Source organism: Agarivorans aestuarii, assembly GCF_019670125.1.
Classification (GTDB): domain Bacteria; phylum Pseudomonadota; class Gammaproteobacteria; order Enterobacterales; family Celerinatantimonadaceae; genus Agarivorans; species Agarivorans aestuarii.
Map to the genome: position 1 here is coordinate 3363230 of NZ_AP023033.1, position 22044 is coordinate 3385273.

General features: G+C 44.5%; 24 protein-coding genes. 17 read left to right on the forward strand and 7 right to left on the reverse strand.

From position 1 onward, the window contains the following. Positions 1 to 47 precede the first annotated feature (47 nt). From K5609_RS15625 to K5609_RS15645, 5 genes are all read left to right on the forward strand, one after another. Positions 48 to 890 (forward strand): 23S rRNA (adenine(2030)-N(6))-methyltransferase RlmJ, encoded by an 843-nt coding sequence (locus K5609_RS15625; RefSeq protein ID WP_221074458.1) that lies wholly within the window; start codon positions 48 to 50, stop codon positions 888 to 890. A 206-nt stretch (positions 891 to 1096) separates the two neighbouring features. Beyond that, a complete protein-coding gene (locus tag K5609_RS15630; RefSeq protein ID WP_221074459.1) occupies positions 1097 to 1237 on the forward strand; it encodes a hypothetical protein in 141 nt (46 codons plus the stop codon). A gap of 252 nt (positions 1238 to 1489) precedes the next feature. Beyond that, positions 1490 to 1984, forward strand: a complete 495-nt coding sequence (locus K5609_RS15635; RefSeq protein ID WP_221074460.1) for a DUF2798 domain-containing protein — start codon at positions 1490 to 1492, stop codon at positions 1982 to 1984. Between the two features lie 65 nt (positions 1985 to 2049). After that, on the forward strand, positions 2050 to 2364 hold the full coding sequence (locus K5609_RS15640) for a DUF3861 domain-containing protein (protein WP_221074461.1): 315 nt from the start codon (positions 2050 to 2052) through the stop codon (positions 2362 to 2364). A gap of 137 nt (positions 2365 to 2501) precedes the next feature. Further along, entirely contained in the window at positions 2502 to 3347 is an 846-nt protein-coding gene (locus tag K5609_RS15645) for an SDR family oxidoreductase (protein WP_221074462.1), read from the forward strand. On the opposite strand, the gene K5609_RS15650 is transcribed toward K5609_RS15645, so the two are convergent. Beyond that, positions 3344 to 4153, reverse strand: a complete 810-nt coding sequence (locus tag K5609_RS15650; RefSeq protein ID WP_221074463.1) for a phosphotransferase — start codon at positions 4151 to 4153, stop codon at positions 3344 to 3346. The two genes, K5609_RS15645 and K5609_RS15650, sit on opposite strands and share 4 nt — an antisense overlap. A 46-nt stretch (positions 4154 to 4199) precedes the next feature. Here K5609_RS15650 and thiB point away from each other — a divergent pair, with 46 nt between their 5' ends. From thiB to K5609_RS15670, 4 genes are all read left to right on the forward strand, one after another. Beyond that, complete coding sequence (thiB, locus tag K5609_RS15655) at positions 4200 to 5183, forward strand: thiamine ABC transporter substrate binding subunit (protein WP_221074464.1); 984 nt, start codon at positions 4200 to 4202, stop codon at positions 5181 to 5183. Positions 5184 to 5186: 3 nt separating this feature from the next. Then, positions 5187 to 6761, forward strand: a complete 1575-nt coding sequence (locus tag K5609_RS15660; protein ID WP_221074465.1) for an ABC transporter permease family protein — start codon at positions 5187 to 5189, stop codon at positions 6759 to 6761. Next, on the forward strand, positions 6745 to 7446 hold the full coding sequence (thiQ, locus tag K5609_RS15665) for a thiamine ABC transporter ATP-binding protein (RefSeq protein WP_221074466.1): 702 nt from the start codon (positions 6745 to 6747) through the stop codon (positions 7444 to 7446). Before K5609_RS15660 ends, thiQ begins: the two co-directional genes overlap by 17 nt. An 83-nt stretch (positions 7447 to 7529) precedes the next feature. Continuing rightward, a complete protein-coding gene (locus K5609_RS15670; RefSeq protein ID WP_221074467.1) occupies positions 7530 to 7868 on the forward strand; it encodes a hypothetical protein in 339 nt (112 codons plus the stop codon). A 3-nt stretch (positions 7869 to 7871) separates the two neighbouring features. On the opposite strand, the gene K5609_RS15675 is transcribed toward K5609_RS15670, so the two are convergent. Continuing rightward, positions 7872 to 8630 carry a type 2 periplasmic-binding domain-containing protein gene (locus tag K5609_RS15675; protein ID WP_221074468.1) on the reverse strand — a complete coding sequence of 253 codons (759 nt, stop codon included), beginning with the start codon at positions 8628 to 8630 and terminating at the stop codon, positions 7872 to 7874. A 254-nt stretch (positions 8631 to 8884) separates the two neighbouring features. Here K5609_RS15675 and K5609_RS15680 point away from each other — a divergent pair, with 254 nt between their 5' ends. Next, on the forward strand, positions 8885 to 10381 hold the full coding sequence (locus tag K5609_RS15680; protein ID WP_221074469.1) for a hypothetical protein: 1497 nt from the start codon (positions 8885 to 8887) through the stop codon (positions 10379 to 10381). Between the two features lie 54 nt (positions 10382 to 10435). Here K5609_RS15680 and K5609_RS15685 read toward each other — a convergent pair whose 3' ends face one another. Both K5609_RS15685 and dapA read right to left on the reverse strand, forming a co-directional pair. Next, a complete protein-coding gene (locus tag K5609_RS15685) occupies positions 10436 to 11212 on the reverse strand; it encodes a GGDEF domain-containing protein (RefSeq protein ID WP_221074470.1) in 777 nt (258 codons plus the stop codon). 146 nt (positions 11213 to 11358) lie between these two features. Continuing rightward, positions 11359 to 12231 carry a 4-hydroxy-tetrahydrodipicolinate synthase gene (dapA, locus tag K5609_RS15690; RefSeq protein WP_221074471.1) on the reverse strand — a complete coding sequence of 291 codons (873 nt, stop codon included), beginning with the start codon at positions 12229 to 12231 and terminating at the stop codon, positions 11359 to 11361. Positions 12232 to 12547: 316 nt separating this feature from the next. On the opposite strand from dapA, the gene rsmC reads away from it, so the two are divergent. The 4 genes from rsmC to K5609_RS15710 all read left to right on the forward strand — a co-directional run bounded on the left by rsmC (position 12548) and on the right by K5609_RS15710 (position 16864). Further along, positions 12548 to 13579 carry a 16S rRNA (guanine(1207)-N(2))-methyltransferase RsmC gene (gene rsmC / locus K5609_RS15695; RefSeq protein WP_221074472.1) on the forward strand — a complete coding sequence of 344 codons (1032 nt, stop codon included), beginning with the start codon at positions 12548 to 12550 and terminating at the stop codon, positions 13577 to 13579. Positions 13580 to 13695: 116 nt separating this feature from the next. Beyond that, on the forward strand, positions 13696 to 14937 hold the full coding sequence (gene glgC / locus K5609_RS15700) for a glucose-1-phosphate adenylyltransferase (RefSeq protein WP_281423349.1): 1242 nt from the start codon (positions 13696 to 13698) through the stop codon (positions 14935 to 14937). Positions 14938 to 15029: 92 nt separating this feature from the next. Beyond that, positions 15030 to 16508 (forward strand): glycogen synthase GlgA, encoded by a 1479-nt coding sequence (glgA, locus tag K5609_RS15705; protein WP_221074474.1) that lies wholly within the window; start codon positions 15030 to 15032, stop codon positions 16506 to 16508. Between the two features lie 77 nt (positions 16509 to 16585). After that, complete coding sequence (locus K5609_RS15710) at positions 16586 to 16864, forward strand: late competence development ComFB family protein (protein ID WP_221074475.1); 279 nt, start codon at positions 16586 to 16588, stop codon at positions 16862 to 16864. Positions 16865 to 17027: 163 nt separating this feature from the next. Here K5609_RS15710 and K5609_RS15715 read toward each other — a convergent pair whose 3' ends face one another. Further along, positions 17028 to 17240, reverse strand: a complete 213-nt coding sequence (locus K5609_RS15715) for a hypothetical protein (RefSeq protein WP_221074476.1) — start codon at positions 17238 to 17240, stop codon at positions 17028 to 17030. Between the two features lie 328 nt (positions 17241 to 17568). Then, positions 17569 to 18456 (reverse strand): EamA family transporter, encoded by an 888-nt coding sequence (locus K5609_RS15720; RefSeq protein WP_221074477.1) that lies wholly within the window; start codon positions 18454 to 18456, stop codon positions 17569 to 17571. A 276-nt stretch (positions 18457 to 18732) separates the two neighbouring features. On the opposite strand from K5609_RS15720, the gene K5609_RS15725 reads away from it, so the two are divergent. Further along, a complete protein-coding gene (locus K5609_RS15725; RefSeq protein WP_221074478.1) occupies positions 18733 to 19746 on the forward strand; it encodes an AraC family transcriptional regulator in 1014 nt (337 codons plus the stop codon). Positions 19747 to 19749: 3 nt separating this feature from the next. On the opposite strand, the gene K5609_RS15730 is transcribed toward K5609_RS15725, so the two are convergent. Then, positions 19750 to 20157 carry a GFA family protein gene (locus tag K5609_RS15730; RefSeq protein WP_221074479.1) on the reverse strand — a complete coding sequence of 136 codons (408 nt, stop codon included), beginning with the start codon at positions 20155 to 20157 and terminating at the stop codon, positions 19750 to 19752. A gap of 141 nt (positions 20158 to 20298) precedes the next feature. Here K5609_RS15730 and K5609_RS15735 point away from each other — a divergent pair, with 141 nt between their 5' ends. Both K5609_RS15735 and K5609_RS15740 read left to right on the forward strand, forming a co-directional pair. Beyond that, on the forward strand, positions 20299 to 20769 hold the full coding sequence (locus tag K5609_RS15735; protein WP_221074480.1) for a WbuC family cupin fold metalloprotein: 471 nt from the start codon (positions 20299 to 20301) through the stop codon (positions 20767 to 20769). Between the two features lie 138 nt (positions 20770 to 20907). Then, positions 20908 to 22035, forward strand: a complete 1128-nt coding sequence (locus K5609_RS15740; protein ID WP_221074481.1) for a DUF481 domain-containing protein — start codon at positions 20908 to 20910, stop codon at positions 22033 to 22035. Positions 22036 to 22044: the final 9 nt, after the last annotated feature.

Below are 22044 nucleotides of genomic sequence, written 5' to 3' on the forward strand. Positions count from 1 at the left end.
CCAGCCTTGGCTGAGCCCTCATATTTCTTCAATGTCGAGACAACACTTTGTTAAGCTATCGCCACTCTTATCATGCAGGCAACTTTGCCGATGTACTTAAACACTTAGTGCAACAACGCATCATTTCTTACCTTACTCAAAAAGATAAACCCTTGTGTTACATCGACACCCACGCAGGCGCTGGGGCGTATAGCCTTAATAGCCCAGAAGCTAAGAAAAAGAGTGAGTACGAAAACGGCGTAGGTAAACTTTGGGATGCTGAAGACTTGCCCGAGTTAGTTAAAAACTACCTAAAACTAGTTAATCAAATTCATCCAGAAAAAACTCGCCAGCACTACCCCGGTTCACCGTGGATAGCCAAAATGATGCTACGCCGTGAAGACCGCTTATTTTTGCACGAGTTGCACCCAAGTGAACAAGCGCCGTTAAACAGTTTATTCCAGCGTGACCGCCGCGCCAAAATTCGCCAAGAAAATGGTCATCAAAGCCTTATCGGATTAATGCCTCCCAAAGAGCGCCGTGGCTTAGTATTAATTGATCCATCTTACGAAGTTAAAGACGAATACCAAACGGTAGTTAAAACCTTGAAAGAAGCTCACAAACGCTTTGCCTCTGGTACTTATGCACTTTGGTATCCAGTGGTAGACCGCCACCGCATCGACAAACTAGAAAAGCAGCTGAGCAACAGCGGCATTAGCAATATTCAATTGTTTGAATTAGGTATTCGCCACGACAGTGAAGAGTTTGGCATGACCGCCAGCGGCATGATCGTCATTAACCCACCGTGGACCTTGATGAAAGAAATGCAAGAAGTACTGCCCTATTTAGCAGAAACCTTAGGCGAAGAAGGCGAAGGTAATTGGCGCGCCGAAGTACTGGTAGAAGAGTAAGCTAACACATCCAACTGGCGCACCTTGCGCCAGTTGGTTCTGTTCAATACCGCGCTCTCAAGTTTAGTGAGTTAAAAATGGAATTAGTGTCACTATTATTGGTTTTAGTTCTTCTAAACATCTATGCAACTTACATTTGCGTCACGAGAATCTACTCAGAACCCTCTCAAATAGTCTCACAAGTAGTAATTGTTTGGCTGCTGCCTTTGATCGGCTCTATTGGATTATTGGTATTTCATCGAACAGAAAGCAACACAGATAGTAAACGAGAAGAGTTTGGTGGTGGAGAGCAAGAAAGCATGGATGTATGGCGTGGACATGGCAGTTCAGAGGGCAGTGAAAATTAAGCATTCATAAATTCTTCAAGGCAATTTAACCACTCATCTAAAGCTGCTACTTCATTCAAGCTAGCTCCCTTCGCTTCAAAGCCATAACTAGCTAACAACAAAACCTTTGTATTTATAATCAAGTCACAGCAATTCTTAAATAACGACTCTTTAGCACTTCAAGCATAACCAAAAGAATAAACATATAGTTGACAAAATCAACCAATGTAAATATAGTTGACATATTCAACCAATTCTAATCTGGAAAAAGCCTTGAATGCACAAATGAACCCTGCACTAACTGCAGAACTTCAACCCAAAAGTCCTCCTTTGTTTCAAAAGGTGTTACTAGTAATGGTAATGATGACGGTGATGGGAGGCTCGTTAACTGGCGTAATGACTTACCTAAACCTAGGTTATAGCCCGTTATTTTTTGGCCAATGGCTATCAGCGTTTCTGTTAGCAGCTAGCACCATTATGCCTATTGGTTTCCTGCTCATGGCTGCAATCAGCAAGGCTGCTGAGAAATGCTTACCTGAGATGCAAGTACAGCAACGCAATATTATGGTAGGTGTGGTAATAGCCGTAATTATGGAGTCTGGGCTGGCCTTTAGCACCACACTAAACAACCTAGGTTTAAGTAATGCCAATGACTTTTTAGCGACTTGGTTACAAACTCTATTAACAGCACTGCCCTTTGCACTGGTGTTAATTATCACCGTTTCATTAACCATAAAACCTAGAGTGGAACGCTTTTTAAAAAGCTAACAGCCAGACTCCGTTTGCCCGCTGCAGACCGCTCTGTAAACAAGCTAAACAACATAGGAAACAATATGATGTCTACATTAAGAAAAGATAAACACTACCAAATCACTATTGAAGAATTAGCTAGCGATCAACAAACCACTAGAACCTTGCAGTTTAACTACCAAGACCGAGAAGACTTATTCAAGGCGGTAGAGCAAATAACTAAAGGTAGCGAGCTGGCAAATAATGATGCGAAAAGACTGGCAGTATCGTTGCGTTTATTAGGCCCGTTAATGATGCAAAACCGAAAACACTCTCTATTCGCTGAGTTTTTTCCACACTTTAAAACCTTTATGCAGCAACTTAAATCAACGGTAAAACAAGCCAATAATGCTCACTAATTGCCATTAGCCATTGCCTAGCGGAAATCTCGTTAAACTATAAATATCTTTTGGTTGCGCGAGTTAAACCAGCAGCTTTTAAATTCTCATCTAGAATTTTTCTAAGCGCAGAGCCATAGCCTACAGAGAGACAAACCATGAAAATAGCCGTAACAGCAGCCAGCGGACAACTTGGAGCCGCCATTGTAAAAGCCACTGTAGCTTTAACATCCAAGCAAGATGTAATTGCCCTAGCACGCACCCCAAGCAAAGCTGAGCATTTAGGCGTAGAGGTTCGTGCAGGAGACTACAATCAGCCAGAACAACTGGAACAATCTCTGCAATCTGTAGACGCATTACTGTTGGTGTCTGGCATGGACGCCCCGGATAAACGCATTGGCCAACACCGCAATGTAATTAATGCTGCAAAAAAAGCGGGCGTGAAAAAAATTGTCTATACCAGTGTGCAAGGCGCTGAAGAAAACACCGCGTTTTCTCCTGTAATTCAAAGCAACCGCCAAACCGAGCAAGACCTAAAAGACAGTGGCTTAGCATGGGTTATTGGGCGCAACGGCATCTACATAGAACCAGATATTGAATACATCGAGAATTACAAGAAAGCTGGCACAATAACTAACTGCGCAGGCAATGGAAAATGTGGTTACACAAGCCGTGGCGAGCTAGGTTACGCCTACGCAAAAATGCTAAGCGAAGACAAACATAATGGGCAAACTTACAATTTACACGGACAATCGCTAACGCAGTACCAGCTGGCCGATTATTTAAACCAAGCCTTTGATACCGATTTAAGCTATCAGCCAATGAGCGTTGAAGACTACCGGAAAGACCGCATTGAAGAACTCGGCGATTTTATCGGAACCGTTATTGCCGGCATCTATCAAGGCATCGCCGAAGGGAAATCGGATAATCCTAGTCAATATGCGCAAGCAGCAGGTAGAGAACACATCAGCTGGAAAGATTATTTTAATAAGTTAAAGCGTTAAATGTGAGTGAGTAACCAGCGCTCTGTGCGCTGGTTAAGCTCAGCTAAATTGGGTTGATATTGCCAGTACCAAGCCAGATCTAGTAGCTCAACAGCAGCTTCTAACAAAGTAAACTCAGCTTCGCTTAATTGAGAGGCGAGCACTAAATCTTGGCGCTGCTGCCTGCTTACTGGGCAACGTACCGCAACACTGGCAGCATCCCAGCCTTGCATAGAACTGGCAGCATACTCCCAATCCAATACAAACAACTGCTGCTTAGGGCTAAGTAGCAAATTGTCTAAATGCAGATCATGATGATTAAAGGCGAAACCGCTTGGCCAAAGCTGTTCCTTAAGCCATGCCAAAGCCAGTTGTCGAAAACGCTTTGCTTGAGCTGCGGTAATATCCCCTACATAACGGCTTAGGTAGTGGATCATATCAAACTTGGGTAAGCCTTGGCCTAAACGTGGCAAGCTAATAATTATCGACAATAGCTGTTGCCAAAGCGCGTCAGAAAAACCGCTTACGTCACTAAGTACTTCACCAGATTGGTAACGATAGAGTAGAAACTGCCCCTTAAAACTTAGCGGGTGCAAATCAATAATCCACGCTTGTCCTTTAAGCTGTTGTAATACTTCTCTTTCGCGTTGATAATCCAAGCCATAACAAGGCTGTTGTTGATTAAGTCGCAATACCAAGCGTTCGTGTTCGGTTGTTAATAACCAAGAATGCTGATGTCCACCCGCAAAACGGTCTACTGTTAGAATATTGCCCAAATGCTGTTGTAGATACGTGGCTATCGATTCTGGCAGTGGAGAGTTAGGCAAAGTGACGTCCGGCGGTGGTCTTAAATCTATTATCAAGGAGTGTAAGATGAAAAAATTGCTATGGCTAGCTTGCTGTACTCTTAGTCTATTTGGCTTAAATGCCCAAGCAAACAGCGAGCTAACAGTTTATACCTACCAAAGCTTTGTCTCTGACTGGGGACCCGGTCCAGCCTTAGGCAAAGCCTTTGAAGCAGAATGTAACTGCAGCATTAACTGGGTAGGTTTAGACGATGGCGTAGCCATTTTGAACCGCTTAAAGCTAGAGGGAAAACGCAATAAAGCTGATGTTATTTTAGGTTTAGACACTAACCTTATCCCAGAAGCGGAAGCAATTGGTGCAGTGCAAGCCCACCAATTAAGCCTTCCTAAGCTGGCCATTGACTGGCAAGACAACAACTTTGTGCCTTATGACTACGGTTACTTCGCGTTTATTTACAATACCGAGTCATTAAAAAATAAACCTAGCTCAATGGAAGAACTGATTAATGAGTTTGATGGCACCATTCTTTACCAAGATCCGCGAACTAGCACTGTAGGCCAAGGTTTAATGCTCTGGCTAAAAGCGCTATATGGTGATGATACCGAGCAAGCTTGGAGCAAGTTAAAAGATAAAACGGTTACCGTAACCAAAGGCTGGAGCGAAGCTTACGGCATGTTCTTAAAAGGCGAAGCCGATTTAGTGCTAAGTTACACTACCTCCCCGGCTTACCACATGGTAGCCGAGCAAGAAAACCGCTACCAAGCGCTAGGGTTTAGTGAGGGGCACATGAGCCAAGTGGAAGTGGCTGCAATAAGTGCAACCAGCCAACAGGTAGAGCTGGCTCAGCAATTTTTGGCTTTTTTGGTTAGCGCACCTGCTCAACAGGTTATTGCCACCACCAACTGGATGCTGCCAGTAAACCCAGAAGCTGAGCTGCCAGAAGCCTTCTCAACACTTGTAACACCAAAAGCCTTAAGCCTTGACCAAGCTACTGTTAGCCAACAGCGCAAAGCGTGGACTAAAGAATGGCGTAACACGGTTAGCCAATAATAAATGATGAAGAAACTGGCGGCCATTGCGGGTTATACCGCCAGTGCGTTCCTCGCTTTGGTGGTATTGGCCGCCTTTTGGGGCTTAGCCGAGCAAACCAAAGAGCTAAGCTGGGGCGCCTTTAACGACCCCTATTTATGGCGCGTACTGCGCTTTAGCCTGTGGCAAGCCCTATTGTCGGCCTTGTTAGCCTGCGCCGGCGGTATATTAGTTGCCCGAGCATGGTTTTACTTGCAACCCAAAAGCCTTAACTGGCAACTTCGCCTCGCCAATTTGTGTTTTGTTTGCCCGGTGATTTTGGTGGTTTTGGGTTGTGTAGGCAGCTTTGGTTTAAACGGATTTTGGCAACATTTATCGCCATTTTCTTGGAAGATATATGGCCTGCCCGGCATTTTAATCGCACATACCTTTCTAAACATGCCACTTATAGCGCGCTACTGTTATTTACAATACCAAGCCATACCTGCCAGCTATTGGCGCCAAGGCAAGCAACTTGGGTTCAGCCAATTTAGTTATTGGCGCTTAATTGAATGGCCAATGTTGTGCTCTCGCTTGGCAGGTTTGTTTGGCTTAGTGTTTTTATTGTGTTTTGGTAGCTTTACGATTGTGCTGGCACTAGGTGGTGGGCCGCAAAGTACAACTCTTGAGGTGGCTATCTATCAGGCGCTTCGCTACGATTTTGATCCCTTATTCGCACTTCAATGCGCCTTATTACAACTGCTTATTGCAACTAGCCTTGGCTGGTTATTACTTGGGCGAGAACAACAAGATAGTATTCGCCACCAACAAAGCTTAACTAGCATTCATCAACATTCCACCCTGTCACTTACCTGGCACCGTCTAATTATTACCAGCTATTATCTGTTTATAAGCTCAGTTGTCTTAGGTATGTTTAGCCCGCTGTTAGCACTTAGCTGGCAAGCCTTACCTTGGCAACAATGGATAGAAAGCAGCTTGTGGTCGTTAAACATTGCGCTGCAAAGTGTGGTTTGGGTATTAACATTGGGCAGCGCTCTTTTGTGGCAATACAGCAGCAATTTAAGCCAAAACAAAGGCGCGAAAAGACACAAAGGCCAAGAATTACTTGCGTCTGTGATGCTATTAGCACCTGCCATGGTGATTACCACCGGATTGTTTTTTCTATTGCTTAGCCGCACCGACATTAGCCGCTATACAGTACCCTTAGTTGCGTTAATTAACGCTTTAATGAGCCTACCGTTTTATATGCGTAGCCTAAAACCAGCCCTCAACGACAGCGTAAAGCAATACGCCAAACTTAATCAAAGTTTAGACCTGCCAGCGCTTAGCCAAGTCCGTTTTATTTATTGGCCTTTAATGCGCAAACCCTTAAGTGTGGCGATTAGCTTGTGCATGGTTTTATCTTTGGGTGATATGGGAGTGATAGCGCTAATCGGCAGTGTTGAAGTCACCACCCTACCACTCTTGCTATTTCAACAACTAAGTAGCTATCAATACGCTTTAGCCAGTGCCACAGGGCTAATCATGCTACTGCTATGCGGTGTTATATTTTACTTACTCGATATTAGCCTCGGACGAGACAATGCTGAACATATCTAAGCTACAGTGCCAACGCCATCACCAGCACTTTAGTTACTCTCTAGAAGTAAAGCCCGGTGAAGTGGTGGCCTTGTTGGGTGCCAGCGGAAGCGGCAAAAGCACCTTGCTGGAGCTTATCTCCGGGTTTGTTCAGGCTAGCTCGGGCAGTTTAAGCTGGCAAAATGAAGACTTATTAACACTGCCGATCAATCAACGACCGGTAACTTCACTATTTCAGCAGCATAATTTGTTTCATCATTTAAGCCTCAAGCAGAACATCGCTTTGGGTATAAGCCAGCAGCTCAAACTCAGTGCTGCCCATCTACAGCAAGTAACCGAGATAGCCGACAACCTAGGCATTTCTTCTATCTTAGATAAACGCCCAGATCAGGTGTCTGGTGGTCAACAACAACGCGCTGCGCTAGCTCGCTGCTTAATTCGCCACCGCCCTATTCTACTGCTAGATGAACCCTTTAGCGCACTTGACCCAATGCTACGCCAGGAATGCTTAGAGTTAGTTAAACAACTCGCCGAACAATATCAGCTAGCAGTATTAATGGTGACCCACCAATGGCAAGATGCCCTGCGTGTTGCTCAGCGAGTGGCCTTTATCGAACAAGGCAAGACTCAGCAGTTTGCCAGCCTTAAGCAGCTTGAACAATCGCCTGCCAACCAGCATATAGCCCACTACCTTGCTTGTAGTTAAACTTCAAGTTAGCGGTAAAGTTTTTTAAGCTTCCGCCGATAACAGTCCAATGGTTAAAGTCAAATTTGGGTTAGAGCTTAGTTATGCAGGTGAATAATAATCTACAAGCCGCCTCCTTAGAGTCGACCTATCAGGCGCGTCAGCGCATTGAGGGCACAGCTCCTCGCCAAACAATCACCGAATACTCGGCTCAGCGCCAAATGACCAACCCAGGTACTGCAGTATTTGGCAATAACGATGTTCAACCAGGCTTAAGCGCGACCCAACTGCGCGATAGTGATGACGCTAAACAAGCCAATCGAAAATCGATCCGTGAAGCCATGGGCCGCAGTGTGGATCAATCTGCAACCCACATTCGTTTGTACTTTCAGTATATGGAAGATAAAGGCAAGCGCGGCCCACAATTACTGGCTCGCGCGTAAGTGCTAGTTGGCTAAAGCCAGCTGATATTTGTTCAATATTTGTTGTAAGTGCCCCGACAAACTCAACTGCTCAAAAAAGACGTTAAGCTGCTCAACACTGAGTCGAGAGTCCTTGTGAACTAAGGCATGTAAGCTGTACACCGGGCTAAAGTTTTCTACCTGCTTAAGTGACTCTAATATACTCGGTCTTTGCCGAGTAAGCGGCAAATAGTAGCTCTCGTTGACCATGGCAAAGTCTACCCTGCCCTTCAATACCAACTTAACGCAGTTCATCACGTGAGAGCAGGTTCTAACGGCAAAACCTTCATCGGAAAGATGCTCACGCTGGTGTAGCTCATCAAACAGTACCACGCTGTATTGATGCTCCGGCAAGAACAAGCCCTTCTGTTGATAATCATGATCTTGCTGGGTGAGCAACAAGTTTCGATCCAATACTAAAGCAAGGCTTTGTTGTACATTGAACTTCTGCCAGCCCCATTGTAAATTCTCAAATAAGATTAACTCAAAGCGTTGCCGGGAGAACGCGGCATGGCGGTGGTGCCGTGAGGTAGAAACAAAACGAAATGAATAGTCATCTTGCAGATGGTTAAGCGCCCTTATTATATCTAAGGTAACGCCGCTGGAGCGGTTGCTAGATACATCATGAGTTACATAGGGAGGAAAATCATAACCGCCAACTTTAATCTCTATAAGTTGCTTAGCGCTAGAAAACAGCGGCCACAGTAATACTAAGCCCCATAAGTACATCCTTGTTTGAAACATTTACCACACCCCAAGCATTCATCAATCAAATATAAAATAAACACAAACAGCACTAAACAATCGTCATTCATAAATGCCTTATCAAGCACACTTTTATTCAGACAGATGTTGAGGGAAGCACCTATCAATCAGCAAATAATTCTAAAAAACCTGTAAACACTAGTATTTAAATCCCTCAAATAGACAAAAAGGCTTGATAATTGCTTTATAAACCACAGCATCAATATTTTGACTCGCAGTTTGAGGACTTTTAAGTGAATAAAGCTTTGTTACCCAGTTTGGTTGCCACCCTTGTGTTAAGTGGCTGCGGAGGAGGTGACAGCTCACCTTCTACTCCGAGTACCCCTAAGTACAATTGGCAAATAATCCAATTGCATACTCTAAAAGAGAGCGATGTAAAGTCCGGCTGTATTATTTATGGCACTTCAGAAAGCGATCCTAGCCGAGTAATTACCGCATCGGTCGCCAATGCTGGATACAATGTTTTGTTCCACAATGCAGATGGTTCGATTATTGATGAACACACTATCCCAGCAATAGATGTTCCTAGCAGCGGCATTGTGACCATAGATAGTGGCTTAGTGCCAGATGACGGCTATGTATCTTTAGAAGAGGTTGATAGCAACTTAAGCGGTAACCCTGACGTATACATGTTTAGTGTGGAAAAAGACCTATTAAGCCACAAGGTGTTAAATGTACGCTCAGCACAAACTGGCAGCGAGTGCTACAAGGGCAAAGACTACCGCTCAATCAGTGATACCGCCGATTCAGCCGCATTAACAGTACTTCAAGAAAGTGGCGTAAGTTACTACCAAACTAGCTATTCTGCGGATGCGGTGTCGGGCAGAGAGATCGCCTCCCACATTCCGGTAATCTCGCCGCTTCCCGCTGCCCGAGATACCCTAGTTACCGCTTTTTACACCAGCAACAACGACCAACATACAGACCTAGCTTATTATGGCTTTATTGAACCTAGCTTTGTTTACGACACTGCAGACTACGATGAAATTGTAGCTGCTAGTTTGAGCAATCAAGATCTCATGCCAATGTATTGGCAAAGTGCCGCTAACCTAGATCTTGACGAAGGCAGCGCCATCTTGGCAATCCACAACAATCAAAGCTATCAATGGCAAACCCTTTATCATGATGTTGATGAGTTTACGATTGCCGCTAACTACAACGAGGTTAGCCACTGGTTAGGTTTATTCTCGGGTATCAGCAATGATAGCTCTTGGCAATTTGAGAGCGTAATGGCGATAGACGAGCAAGATAGCAACCTAGAGGTAAGTTTACCTGAGTTAGCGCCAATAACTGGTGCAGATATTCAGCAGCAATGCCCTACCGCACTCGATAACGCTAAGTTCTGTATCGACAATGCTGGCAGCTTCTCTGAAGAGGACTTTGCCCTGCAACGCAGCCACGTAAAAGTGCTAACCAATAATAATCGCGCCTTCTATCAAAGTATTTATGCTCAGCCAAAAGCGCAACAACCACTTTTAGAGAGCAGCGCTATTGAACTATCGATTCAAGATCTTGAAGGCCTAGAGCTGGCCTTAATAGATGGCGAATTAACAAGCTCGCAACAAGATTACTTTATGGCTAAATACCTTGATAGTAGAAGCATCGCAGAAACAGGTCAGGGTGGCACCTTTAGTGATGCCAATGGTTTCATCATCACTCCCGATGACTACCAAGAGCTGTATTTAGATATGCTGAAAAGCAGTACCACGGTGGTGCAGCAAGCTAAATAAAACGTAGAGACGTGCTCCTACTGGCGATAAAGCTAGGAGCATTCTTGCCTTTGCCTAAGAAAGACGCAGCGCCTCTACTGCGTCTAATCGATGGGCCAATAAAGTATCAACATTGTCACCGTGCTCGGGGTAATAGGCCCAGCCCATCTTTAAGCTATCTAAAGCCACACCTTCTAATTGTCGCTGCAATTCGCTGGTGAGTTTACTGGCAACGGTACTTACCGCTCCCCTGCTGGTGCCATATAACAAAGCGATTAATTCACCTTCTTTAAACTGAGCAATACTGTCTGAGCGGCGTAGTTGCTCTTGCAAGACTTTGGCGACAATAGCGCAAACTAAAGAGCTATCGTTACTGGCGTAATGCAGGGTAAGAATGGCAAAGGGTTCGTGATTGCGCTGGCTTAAGCGCATAGCTTGAATAAGTAACTCGCGAAATAGCGACGCCGAGAGCAAACCACTTTGCGGATCGCGCAGCTTAGCCTCATCGTTTATTACTGGCATGGTTAAGGGCAATACACTCGCTAGTAAATACTGCTGTTGCTGAATTTCAACCGGCATCCCGTGAATACGTAGCCACTCATCATCGCTGTGGCAATAGTGACAAAAAAAAGCTTGTTGGCTTTGTAGGCTGGTATGTAAGGCTTGCTGAAAGGCGGCGCGGCAACGTACGTCAATGCGTTCCAGCCATTGCTCTAGATTAAGCTGCTCAGTACGGCCATCTTGCCAAGGATAGCGCACCGACACTTGGCCGTTATCAGGCTGCAGTAACCAATATCCACTATCGGCTTCTACGATGCCATGAAAAAAACTCACCAGATCTATTTCTGCCACTACTACGTCCCTGAAGTTTAGGTGATTATCAGTATAGCAGAGTTAAATCATAGGCTTAGCTTATGCGAAGGAAAGCTGTAAGCGAATAAACGCTAAGTAAATAAAAAGGCCGAGCAAGCTCGGCCTTATCAATATTTTTATTATTACTAAATGAGTTCTAAGTTCTGCATTACATTGCGAATACGTGTCTTAGTTGAGTCTGACAATTCAGTCACCGGTAAACGGCATTCTGCTTGGCATTTATTAAGCAAAGACATCGCGTATTTAGCGCCCGCAGGGCTCGGCTCTGCAAACATAGCTTGGTGCAAAGGAATGAGTTTGTCTTGAATCTCATTGGCTTTAGCGTAGTCACCATCTAGTGTGGCTTGTTGCATTTGAGCACACAGTTTTGGCGCTACATTGGCGGTAACCGAAATACAGCCTTGACCACCACTCACGTTGTAAGACACTGCTGTGGCATCTTCACCGCTTAGCCAACAAAAGTCTTGCTCGATTAATTGACGTTCAAACAATGGGCGAGACAAATCACCAGTGGCATCTTTAACACCAACAATGCGTGGCAGCTGAGCCAGCTTGGCAATAGTGCTAGGGCTTAAATCGACCACTGCGCGTGGTGGAATATTGTATAAAACAATCGGAATGTCGGTGGCGTCATGCAGCATTTTAAAATGCTGGTACAAGCCGTCTTGATTTGGACGATTGTAATAACCCGCCACATGCAAGGTAGCATCGGCACCAGCTTGTTGAGCAGCCTTAGTATATTCGATGGCTTCAATCGGGTTGTTTGAACCAGCACCAGCAATAACAGGTACTCGCCCTTTCGCTTGCTCTACTACCGCTTTAACTACAGCAATATGCTCATCGTGAGTTAAGGTTGGGCTCTCACCCGTTGTACCTACAGGCACAATACCGTGAGTACCTTGGCCAATATGCCACTCAACTAACTCGCGAATCGCCGCATAATCTACTTCACCTTCAATAAAGGGAGTAACCAACGCTACTATCGATCCTTTAAACATGCCCGCTCCATCACTTACTTCAAAAATAAAAAAACCCGGTCACAGTGGCCGGGTTCAAAAACGTTTTTTCGATTTAGTTACACCCAGCCGTTAACCACCCGCGTTTTAATTCGGGCCGTTTATACTTCTTCAATTCTAAAGAAAATGGCAACAAGGTGTTGTCCTTAACAATCAAAATTCTTGCTAGCTAGTTTCCTTAGCACGCGGTAAAAGTCAAGTAACCTGAAAAATAAATCCGCATAAGTTCTCATGAGATAGCCTTTTCCTTTAAAACTTTTTATTATTGCGGGCAACCACGCCCCAACCAAGCCAGATTATGAATACCTCTCCACACGCTACCAGCCAAGTTCTTGCTCGTCATGATGACTTGTTCACTCAACAGCATTTAGTAGTAGCAGGCCAATTGGCCGACAACTACCCCTTGAGCTTGCTGGAACAGGTGGCTTCGTTGCAGGTATGTTGTAGTCACTTTGGCCACCATCAATATTTAGCAAATCAACCAAGCAGCAAGCTCTCCAGTCAATTTAGCGCAGCACCAAGCTTAGCCAGCAACAGCAATGCTTTGCTGCTATTTATGCCTAAGGCCAAACAAGAAGCCGCCTATTTATTTGCCTGCATTTTGCCGCAGCTTGAAGTTGGCGCCGAGATATTTGTAGTGGGCGAAAACCGTGGTGGAGTTAAAAGTTGTGAAAAGCTACTGGCTGAATTTGGTATTAAGGTAAACAAAATTGATAGCGCTCGCCGTTGTGGGCTCTACTTTGGTGTGCTTAATCAAACTGCGCCCCAATTTGATGCCAACCAATGGCAAAACAACTTTGAGGTAGCACTTCCTAATGCCTCACTCAAAGTGAAATCGCTTCCTGGGGTATTTAATCACGGTAAACTCGACGAAGGCAGCCAATTGTTATTGGAACACTTGCCCACTTTGCACGGCAGTGTGCTCGACTTTGGGTGCGGCGCGGGCATTATTGGTGCAAGCCAGGCACTATTACACAATGTAGACATAAGCCTGCTCGATGTGAGTGCATATGCCATTGCTAGCAGTAAGGCTACTCTGAAAGAAAATCAACTCACTGGAACAGTAATTGCTTCGGATGGTTTAAGCGAGGTGAAACAGCGCTTCGATTTTATTGTAAGCAATCCGCCTTTTCATGCTGGAATTGATACCCAATATGAAACCACCGAGACGTTTCTTGCTCAGGCAAAACAGCACTTAAACGCCAACGGTGAACTGTGGTTAGTCGCCAATAGTTTCTTACAATATGAAGCACTAATAAAGCAGCACTTCTCCCGCTTTGAAAGTGTACTCGACAACAAAAAATTCAAGATTTTGCGTTGTTGTGTATAGAAAGAACGTTTTTTTAATGTGGAATTACTAAAACCCAGATTCTGCTATTTACATTAAGGTAAATATCTGGAAACTAAGCCAAGCCACTTTGAAAACGATTTCACGAAACTGACACAATTACAGAGGTACAAAGTCTCATGGCAGGAATTCTTACAATGATCCTCGCTGGTGGTGAAGGTACTCGCCTTTATCCACTCACTGATAGCCGCACCAAGCCAGCGGTTCCGTTTGGAGGAAGTTACAGGTTGATCGACTTTGCCTTAAATAACTTTGTTAACTCTGACTTCTTAAAAATCTACGTGCTAACTCAGTTTAAATCGCAATCGTTAAACATTCACTTGCGCCAAGCTTGGCACTTATCGGGTATTACCGACCGCTTTATTGATGCGGTTCCAGCGCAAATGCGAGTAGGCAAACGTTGGTACGACGGCACGGCAGATGCTATCTACCAAAATGCCCGCTTCATAGAAATTAACGAACCTGAGCATGTATGTATTTTTGGTAGCGACCATATCTACAAAATGGACGTACGCCAAATGGTAGATGAACATCGCCGCAAAGAGGCTGCACTTACTGTAGCGGCGATTAAAGTACCTAAAGAACAAGCCGATCAATTTGGCATTATTGAGGTAGACGTTGAAGGCCGCATGATAGGTTTTGAAGAAAAACCTAAAGTGAACCCTAAAACGATTCCAGGCGACCCTGACCACGTGTTAGCGTCTATGGGTAACTATGTGTTTGAGCGCGAAACCCTATTAGAAGCTCTTTACGACGACGCTAAAGAAGACAGCTCAACCCACGATTTTGGCCACGATATCATTCCAAAGCTTTACCCTAAGGGAAAAGTTTTTGCTTATGACTTCACCCAAAATACCATTCCTGGCGAATCGGTAAGTGGCTACTGGCGTGATGTTGGTACCCTAGATGCCTATTGGGCAGCCCACATGGACTTGTTAGATGAAGAGCCACCGTTCTCACTCTATAACCCCAAGTTTCCATTGCATACCCATTACCCACCGTTACCGCCGGCCACCTTTAAGGACGTTGGCGATAAAAAGGTAAGCGTAAGCCAATCACTCATTTCTGCAGGTAGCTTTATTTTAGGCTCTGAGGTTAACCGCAGTGTATTTGGTTTTAGAAGCCACGTACGCCCCGGTTCGGTGATTAGCGAATCAGTACTGATTGGTAACTGTAGAATTGGTGAAGGTTGTCAGATCCGCCGCACTATCATCGATAAAAATGCTGAAATTGCTCCAGGCACTATTATTGGTGAGAACCTCGAGGAAGATCGCAAGCGCTTTACGGTATCCCCAGAAGGGATTGTTGTGATACCGAAAAACGCCAAGGTAGGCTTTTAAGCTGCAAATTGCCTTGAAAACAAATAAGCAATTACTCTAATATTGTACCTCATAAGGCACCCTCTGGTGCCTTAATCGTTAAGGAGTGCTCTGTGACAGCCCATCCTGTCAAGATTCTGTTTGTAGCTTCTGAAGTAGAAAGCTTAGCTAAAACAGGCGGCTTAGCCGACGTTGCTAAAGCCTTACCGCTGGCTTTGAAGGAACATGGCCAAGACGTAAGAATTATTATGCCGTTTTATAAAACTATAAATCGTCATGATGAAGCCGAGAAAATTCTCGACTTAAGCCTTCAAACTAGCCATGGTTGCCAAGATATTGATTACGCAGTCTTCAAGCTGATGCTCGAAGATGTGCCCGTTTACTTAATTCAGCAAAATGACTATTTTGAGCGGGACCAATTGTACAGCGAAGGTGAGTTTGCCTACGATGACAACGGCGAACGCTTTACCTTCTTCTCTCGAGCAGTATTCCAAGTGGCCGAAGCCCTTGAGTTTAAACCAGACATTTTCCACTGTAATGACTGGCATACCGCGCTCATCCCTTACTTGCTCAAGCAAAAATTTGCTCATCACCCGTTTTTTTGCAACAGCAAATCAGTACTTACTATCCATAACGCAGCCTTCCAGGGCATCTTTGAGAAGCACCAGTTTCAGCTTCTAGAAGGTTTAGCTGACGGTTTAGTGGACCAAATACTGGATGGTTATAACTGCATAAACTTGCTTAAAGCAGGCATTCGCCATGCCGACAAGATTAATGCGGTTAGCCCAAACTATGCCCAAGAACTACTCACCCGCTTAGGCTCACACGGCCTTTGTGATTATTTTGAGCAGCGCCGCGGCGATTTAGTAGGCATATTAAATGGTTGTGAATACTCAGACTGGGATCCTGCAACCGACAAGTTTATTCCAACAAACTACTCTGCTACAGATATGAGTGGTAAAGCTGTTTGTCGCCAAGCGCTTCAAGTAGAAACAGACTTAGCTCAGCTAAACGTGCCAATTTTTGGCATGGTATGTCGCTTAACCGAGCAAAAAGGTTTCTACCTGTTGCTGCCTGCCCTACAACAGTTTTTACGTCACAACGTGCAAGTGGTGATAGTAGGCACTGGTGATAGCGGCATCGTGGCTGAGCTTGAGTCAATGCAAAAGCAATGGCCAGATAAGCTGCGGTTTATTCATGCTTATAGCAATGAGATGGCCCATTTGGTAGAAGCCGGCGCCGACTTCTTCTTAATGCCTTCGTTGTTTGAACCATGTGGCCTAAACCAAATGTATAGCCTAGCCTACGGCACCTTGCCTATTGTGCGCGGCGTTGGCGGCCTAAGAGACACGGTAAGTGATTACGATGAAGATGCAGAAAACGCCACCGGGCATATCTTCTATGATCCAGAACCAGCCGATTTGCTAAACATTTTGCGTCGAGCCTTGTTGCTTTATTTAGAACATCCGGAAGAGTTTCAGGCGATGCGCCATCGCGCAATGCTGTCCCGATTCCATTGGAAGGAGTCAGTTTGGCAATACGAAGCCTTGTATAATGACGCCTTAAATGTGAATCCGGTTCAACAACAATAAGATTAAACAGTCAGAGAGTGGCGACTCTGGCTTTTCTTATATAACCTGAATGTATACATTTACTTGAGGGAAAGATAATGCGCTTATCAGAGGAAATTCATAATTTTACTGAGTTCCTACTAGGTGAACAAATTCATGCCTTAGAGATCCACAAGCGCTGTGACCTAGATACTCTGCAAGATTTGTGTTGCTTGGTACTCAATCGTCTACCGCCGCGCTACATTCGCCATGACGTGGACGTACTAAGCGCCATTAGCGATACCGAAAGGGAGCAATTGGTAGAAAAGACCAAAATTGCGATTGAAGAAGGCCTAAAATTTTTGGAACAAGATCGTCGCCAAGCACCACGCGATTAGTTATACCAATCACACTAAGTAAGTAATCAGAAATAGCGCAGGAAAAATACTCGAGAATAAGGCAGCATTTTTCGATAAGTAGTTATTCTACAGTCAAAAATTCTAAGGCAATTATCGAGTATTTTAATCAGATAGAATGAACAGTTACTTAGTACGATTGGTATTATTTAGGTAGGCTAAGTTCTAGTTCTATAGCAGTACAGCCCTTGGCGCAATATACGCCAGGGGCTTTTTCTTGCCCTGGCAGCACTACAAACAATGGCTGCTTACAGTGTTCGCACAGCTTGGTTTTGCCTGCCAAAACTTGCTTAATTAGGTTGCGCTGCTGAGCATAGGCATTAGCACTGCGCTTATTGAGTTCTTTAAATTCCGACATACTTAATACTCATTCATTAATCCCGCTACTGTAGAGCTTGAGGCCTAGGCTTACAATCTCAAATTGACTTGCTTGGACTATTTGCTAGGGTCAGTTGACCTTTCGCGGTTAAATTTTGTTCGAAATAAAATCGTTTTAGGCGCGGCAAGGAGTGTGCAGCCTAGTTATTCTAAGCAAATACGCCTTAACAAAGCGTAAAACGATTTTAGCCGAACCCTTCGGGCAGGAATTTGTGGCTCATTTCTACTGCGTTATCGGCTTCGCATGTAGGCTAGCTACACATTAAAGCCTCTGCCTTGTAAAAATACCCCACAAACTGCTGCAAAAATCAGCTCGAAAGGTCAACAGACCCTAAAAACTTATACAAGTTTTGGCCAAATACACAAGATATCAAACCCAATAAAACTAAAGCTGCCCCAAGCCACTCCAAGTGAGTTAAGCTCTCATCAAAAACTAGGTTGGCAGTCAACATTCCCACTACAGGCACCAACAGGGCAAAAGGTGTTACAGCAGCGGCGCTATACTTAGCCAGTAGATGCCCCCAAATGGCAAAGGCAAGTAAGGTAGAAATAAACCCAACATAAGCTAAAGCTAACCAAGTTGAAGTTTGAGCACTTACTAGCAACTGATAAGGCGTATTGGTTTCAAATAAATATGAAAAAGCCAACAAAGGTAATGGAGGAATCAGACTCACCCACACCATAAAATGCAGCACATTAACGCCTTTCGCCTGCTTCATAAACAAGTTAGAAACGGCCCAAGACAAGGCCGCCAAAAGCAACAACAGCAAGCTTATCAAGCTGAGGTTCTCGGAGCTCAAGCCAAAAAACAGCGCAAAACCAAGGCTAGACAAGCTTATTCCCGCTAGCTGGTAAGTGGTAATTTTCTCTTTAAACCAAATAAAGCTGAGCAAAATAGTGAACATCACTTGTGCTTGCAATAACAAGGACGACAAACCGGCCGATGCCCCAACCTGCATGGCCACAAACAGTAAGCTAAACTTGATCACTCCCAAAAACACGCCCACGGCGACTACGTTGCGCACCGCTGTTTTAGGAAAAGGTACAAAGAACACCGCAGGTATTGCCACAATGGCAAAACGCAAAGCAGAGAACAATACTGGTGGAAGCTCCGTTAAACCCAACTTAATTACTGAGAAGTTCACTCCCCAAATAGTGGCTACGATTAAGGCAAACAGAATATCAATAGGCTTCATAGTATCCATGGGCGAAGACAGGAGTGCTTATCCAGCCTAACCGCAAGTGTTAAAGGCGTCAAAGCTGATTCAAGAACCCAACAACAAACCCCTTACCCTAACAACGAAGCTCCACCTCCCCAGCGGCAAGTTATAGCCACAGAAAAACCTTTAAAGAGCGAAACAAAAACCAAGGTATTGAGTAAACGAATATGAGAAGATGCCCTCAATAGATAGAAGTGACCATTTTATGAGACTTTTTGACGTAAAATGTAAATAGTATGAGTAGTAAATACGATGAAAGAATTTGATATTGGGTTTGTTCGGCTTAACTTCATTAAGCCCTTGCTCAATGGCTTATACGCAGAGTATGCGATTAAGCCTGATGAACTTGGCATTCCTTCGGCTTTGCTTGAAGAACCTCTCACACTTATCCCCGTAAACGTCGCCAATCGCTGGTTTGAACAAGCCGAACACTTAAGCCAAGACCCACTTTTTATGCTTAAGCTTACCCCGCATATTGGTTTTGAAAATGTAGAACTGTTTAACAAATGGGTTTACCACACACCTGATTTTGTAGTGACATTTCGCCGTATTAACTATGGTTGTTCGATGCTACAGTCAGGTTGCTCATTGAGCGGGTTACAGTCAGGAAATATTGTGAAATGGGCATACAATAACCCCTATGCAAGCCACCAAGCGCGCCTGCATGATAGCCTGCGTATGGCAATTATGATGTTCAACATGTTGCGTTATTACTTAGGTGAAGATTTCACGCCTTTGCAAGTAAACCTAACCGGTCCAACAGCAGACCTTAAACAACTGGAAGCTTTTTTTGGCTGCAAGGTTAAACAAAGTAGCGCTCAAACCGAAGTATGGCTTAATGCTTCAGTTACCCATTTAGACGAAAATAGCCAGTGGGAGAGGCATGCTCCACTGCGCTTAAATGACGCCCAGCTCGACGAATACATTAATATCCCTCAGCCTCACGACACGGTTAAATCATTATATTCACTAATAAACTTTTCCCGCTATTACGGACGCCCGAACGTAGACTTTTTGGCCGACTGCTTGAGTATATCGCGTCAACAATTACAACGCCGCTTATTGGCCCATGGCTGGAATTTTTCAGCCATGACAGCCAACGTATTATGTAACGAAGCGGTACAGTATCTATTTAAGGGCTATGACATTAATAACATTGCCCAGCGTTTATCTTATAGCAATGAGCAAAGTTTTTGCCGCGCCTTTAAACGCTTACGTGGTGTAACACCTTATCAATATTTGCAAAAGCTTAAGGCTAAAACCTAACACCTACTCACGCCCTTCTTGGTGTTGCGGTAAGTTATCGCAAATATCGAACCAGTTAGCTTTATAAGCTACAAAGATATGTGCGTCTGGTTTTAGCTTTATCTCATTATCAAGAGTAGCCAAGCTAAACTCTATAAAACGGCCATCATCATTGGCGGGAGCAAAGCTTAAGCTTGAGCCACACTCACTGCAAAATTGTCTTACAGTGCCATTCTCAGCGGTGAATTTCTTTAAGTATTCCAAACCGCTTGTCCAGCGAAAGTTCTCGGTTTTAGCTTCACCGTAGGTTGCAAAAGCAGCCCCATGAAACTTTCTGCACATACTGCAATGACAATGCCCCATTCGAGGCTCAAGTTGCTCAACTTGATAGCTCACTTTTCCACATAAACAACGCCCTGTCATTTTGCTCATAGCGAATTCCTTAACCAATAATGGGAATGAATTATCACCTTACACTGATGATCCCCGTTTGTTGAGCAGTCAAAAGTATGCCAAGATCAGGCTCTGTTACTATGACGTATTCGAATACCCCCAATTAAAGGACTCGACCTAATGTTGAAGATCATCAACAACAAGGACTTTTCAGACTTTAGCGATAAGGCTAAAGCAGCACCACGCCAGCGCAGCCATCACAATTTACATGAAAGCTTAGACGCAGGTGTGCAACGCTTGTTTATCGCCACCGAGCCCGATACCTACATGCGCCCACATCGCCATAGCGAAGCCCATAAATGGGAGCTATTTTTAGTATTAAAAGGTCAATTAGACTTACTCATTTTTAATGAACAAGGCGAACTTACCGAGCGCCATAGCCTGTCACCGGAGACCAATCGCGCCATCGAAGTGCCACCTAACACTTGGCATGGTTATGCCTGTATGCAGGCTGGTACTGTAGGCTTAGAGATAAAAGAAGGCGCTTATGTGCCCACACCTTCAGAAGATTTTGCCCCTTGGTCACCCGCCGAAGGTGAAGAAGGCGCAGATGCCTACCGTGAATGGATGCGTAGCGCTCAGGTGAAATAGCCAGCAAACGATGTTTAGCTGAGTACCGCTCGGCTAAACAAAACATCGAGTATTCTCAAGCGCTTATTCCGTATTACTGAAAAAGCCGCTAATATCAAAGCACTGTCATTAAATGTCTGATGGAGCAGCCACTACTTAATGCGCCTCTTAGCTGTTGTATTATTAGTCACCTCTTCTAGCCTTAGCCTTTTGCTTGCTGCAGAGACCTCTCTTCCCGAGGACGAGCAAACGCCACAATCTGTCGCTGAACAATTTCAACAAGACTACTTTAGTGCTCTAGATTTGGATGACGATAAAGATTGGATCCAATTAGACTCTGGCGAAGTTGTTCAAGGGGAACTAGAAGAGCTTTATCAAAAAGAAGTATTGTTCGACAGTGACGAATTAGACGACCTAAACATAGATATTGACGATATTCAGCGCCTACGCACAGCTAACTGGTTTCAAGTAAATTTACGAGGTTTAGGCGTGGTACGCGGCCGCCTAATGGTAGACAAAGACGGCGTTACTATTGTTGGCAAAGACACACATTATGCCTCTCGCCAAGATGTTATTTCTGTGTACCGGGTAGCCGAACGAGAAGCCGATCGCTGGGAAAACAAAGCCACCCTAAGTGCCAACATTGCCAGCGGTAATACCAATACCTTAGAGATTAATGGCAAACTTAACAGTGAACGAAAAACCGCACTTAATCGAACCATAATTACCTACCTCGGGGTGATTTCTGAATCCAATGATGAAACCACCGCGCGAAACCACCGAGTCACCCTCTCTCACGATTTATACAAACATCATGATTGGTTCTTTCGCCCTATATTGGCAGATTTCTACCACGCGCCACTGAAAAATATCAAACTGCAAAGCCAATTGGCCTCGCAAGTGGGTTACATACCAGTAGACGATGATGACAAAAAATGGGAGCTGTCTATTGGTCCTTCTTGGCAACAGACTCGCTTTGAAGAAGTCACCGAAGGCAGTTCTAACAAAGAAAGCAGCCTCGGTTTATCCTTTGGTTCTAACTTCGAAATAGACATCACCAAAGACATTGAGCTCACTCACGACTATCAAATGACCTTGTCTCAGACAAAGACCGGTGGTTACCAACACCACAATCTACTCAACCTAGCCATTGATATTACTGATGATCTAGATTTAGATATCGATTTTATTTGGGATTACACCGAGTCCCCCACAGCAGACTCCGATGATATAACACCGGATAGAAATGACTATCGCTTAGTGATAGGTATCGGTTTAGATTTCTAAACAAAAAAG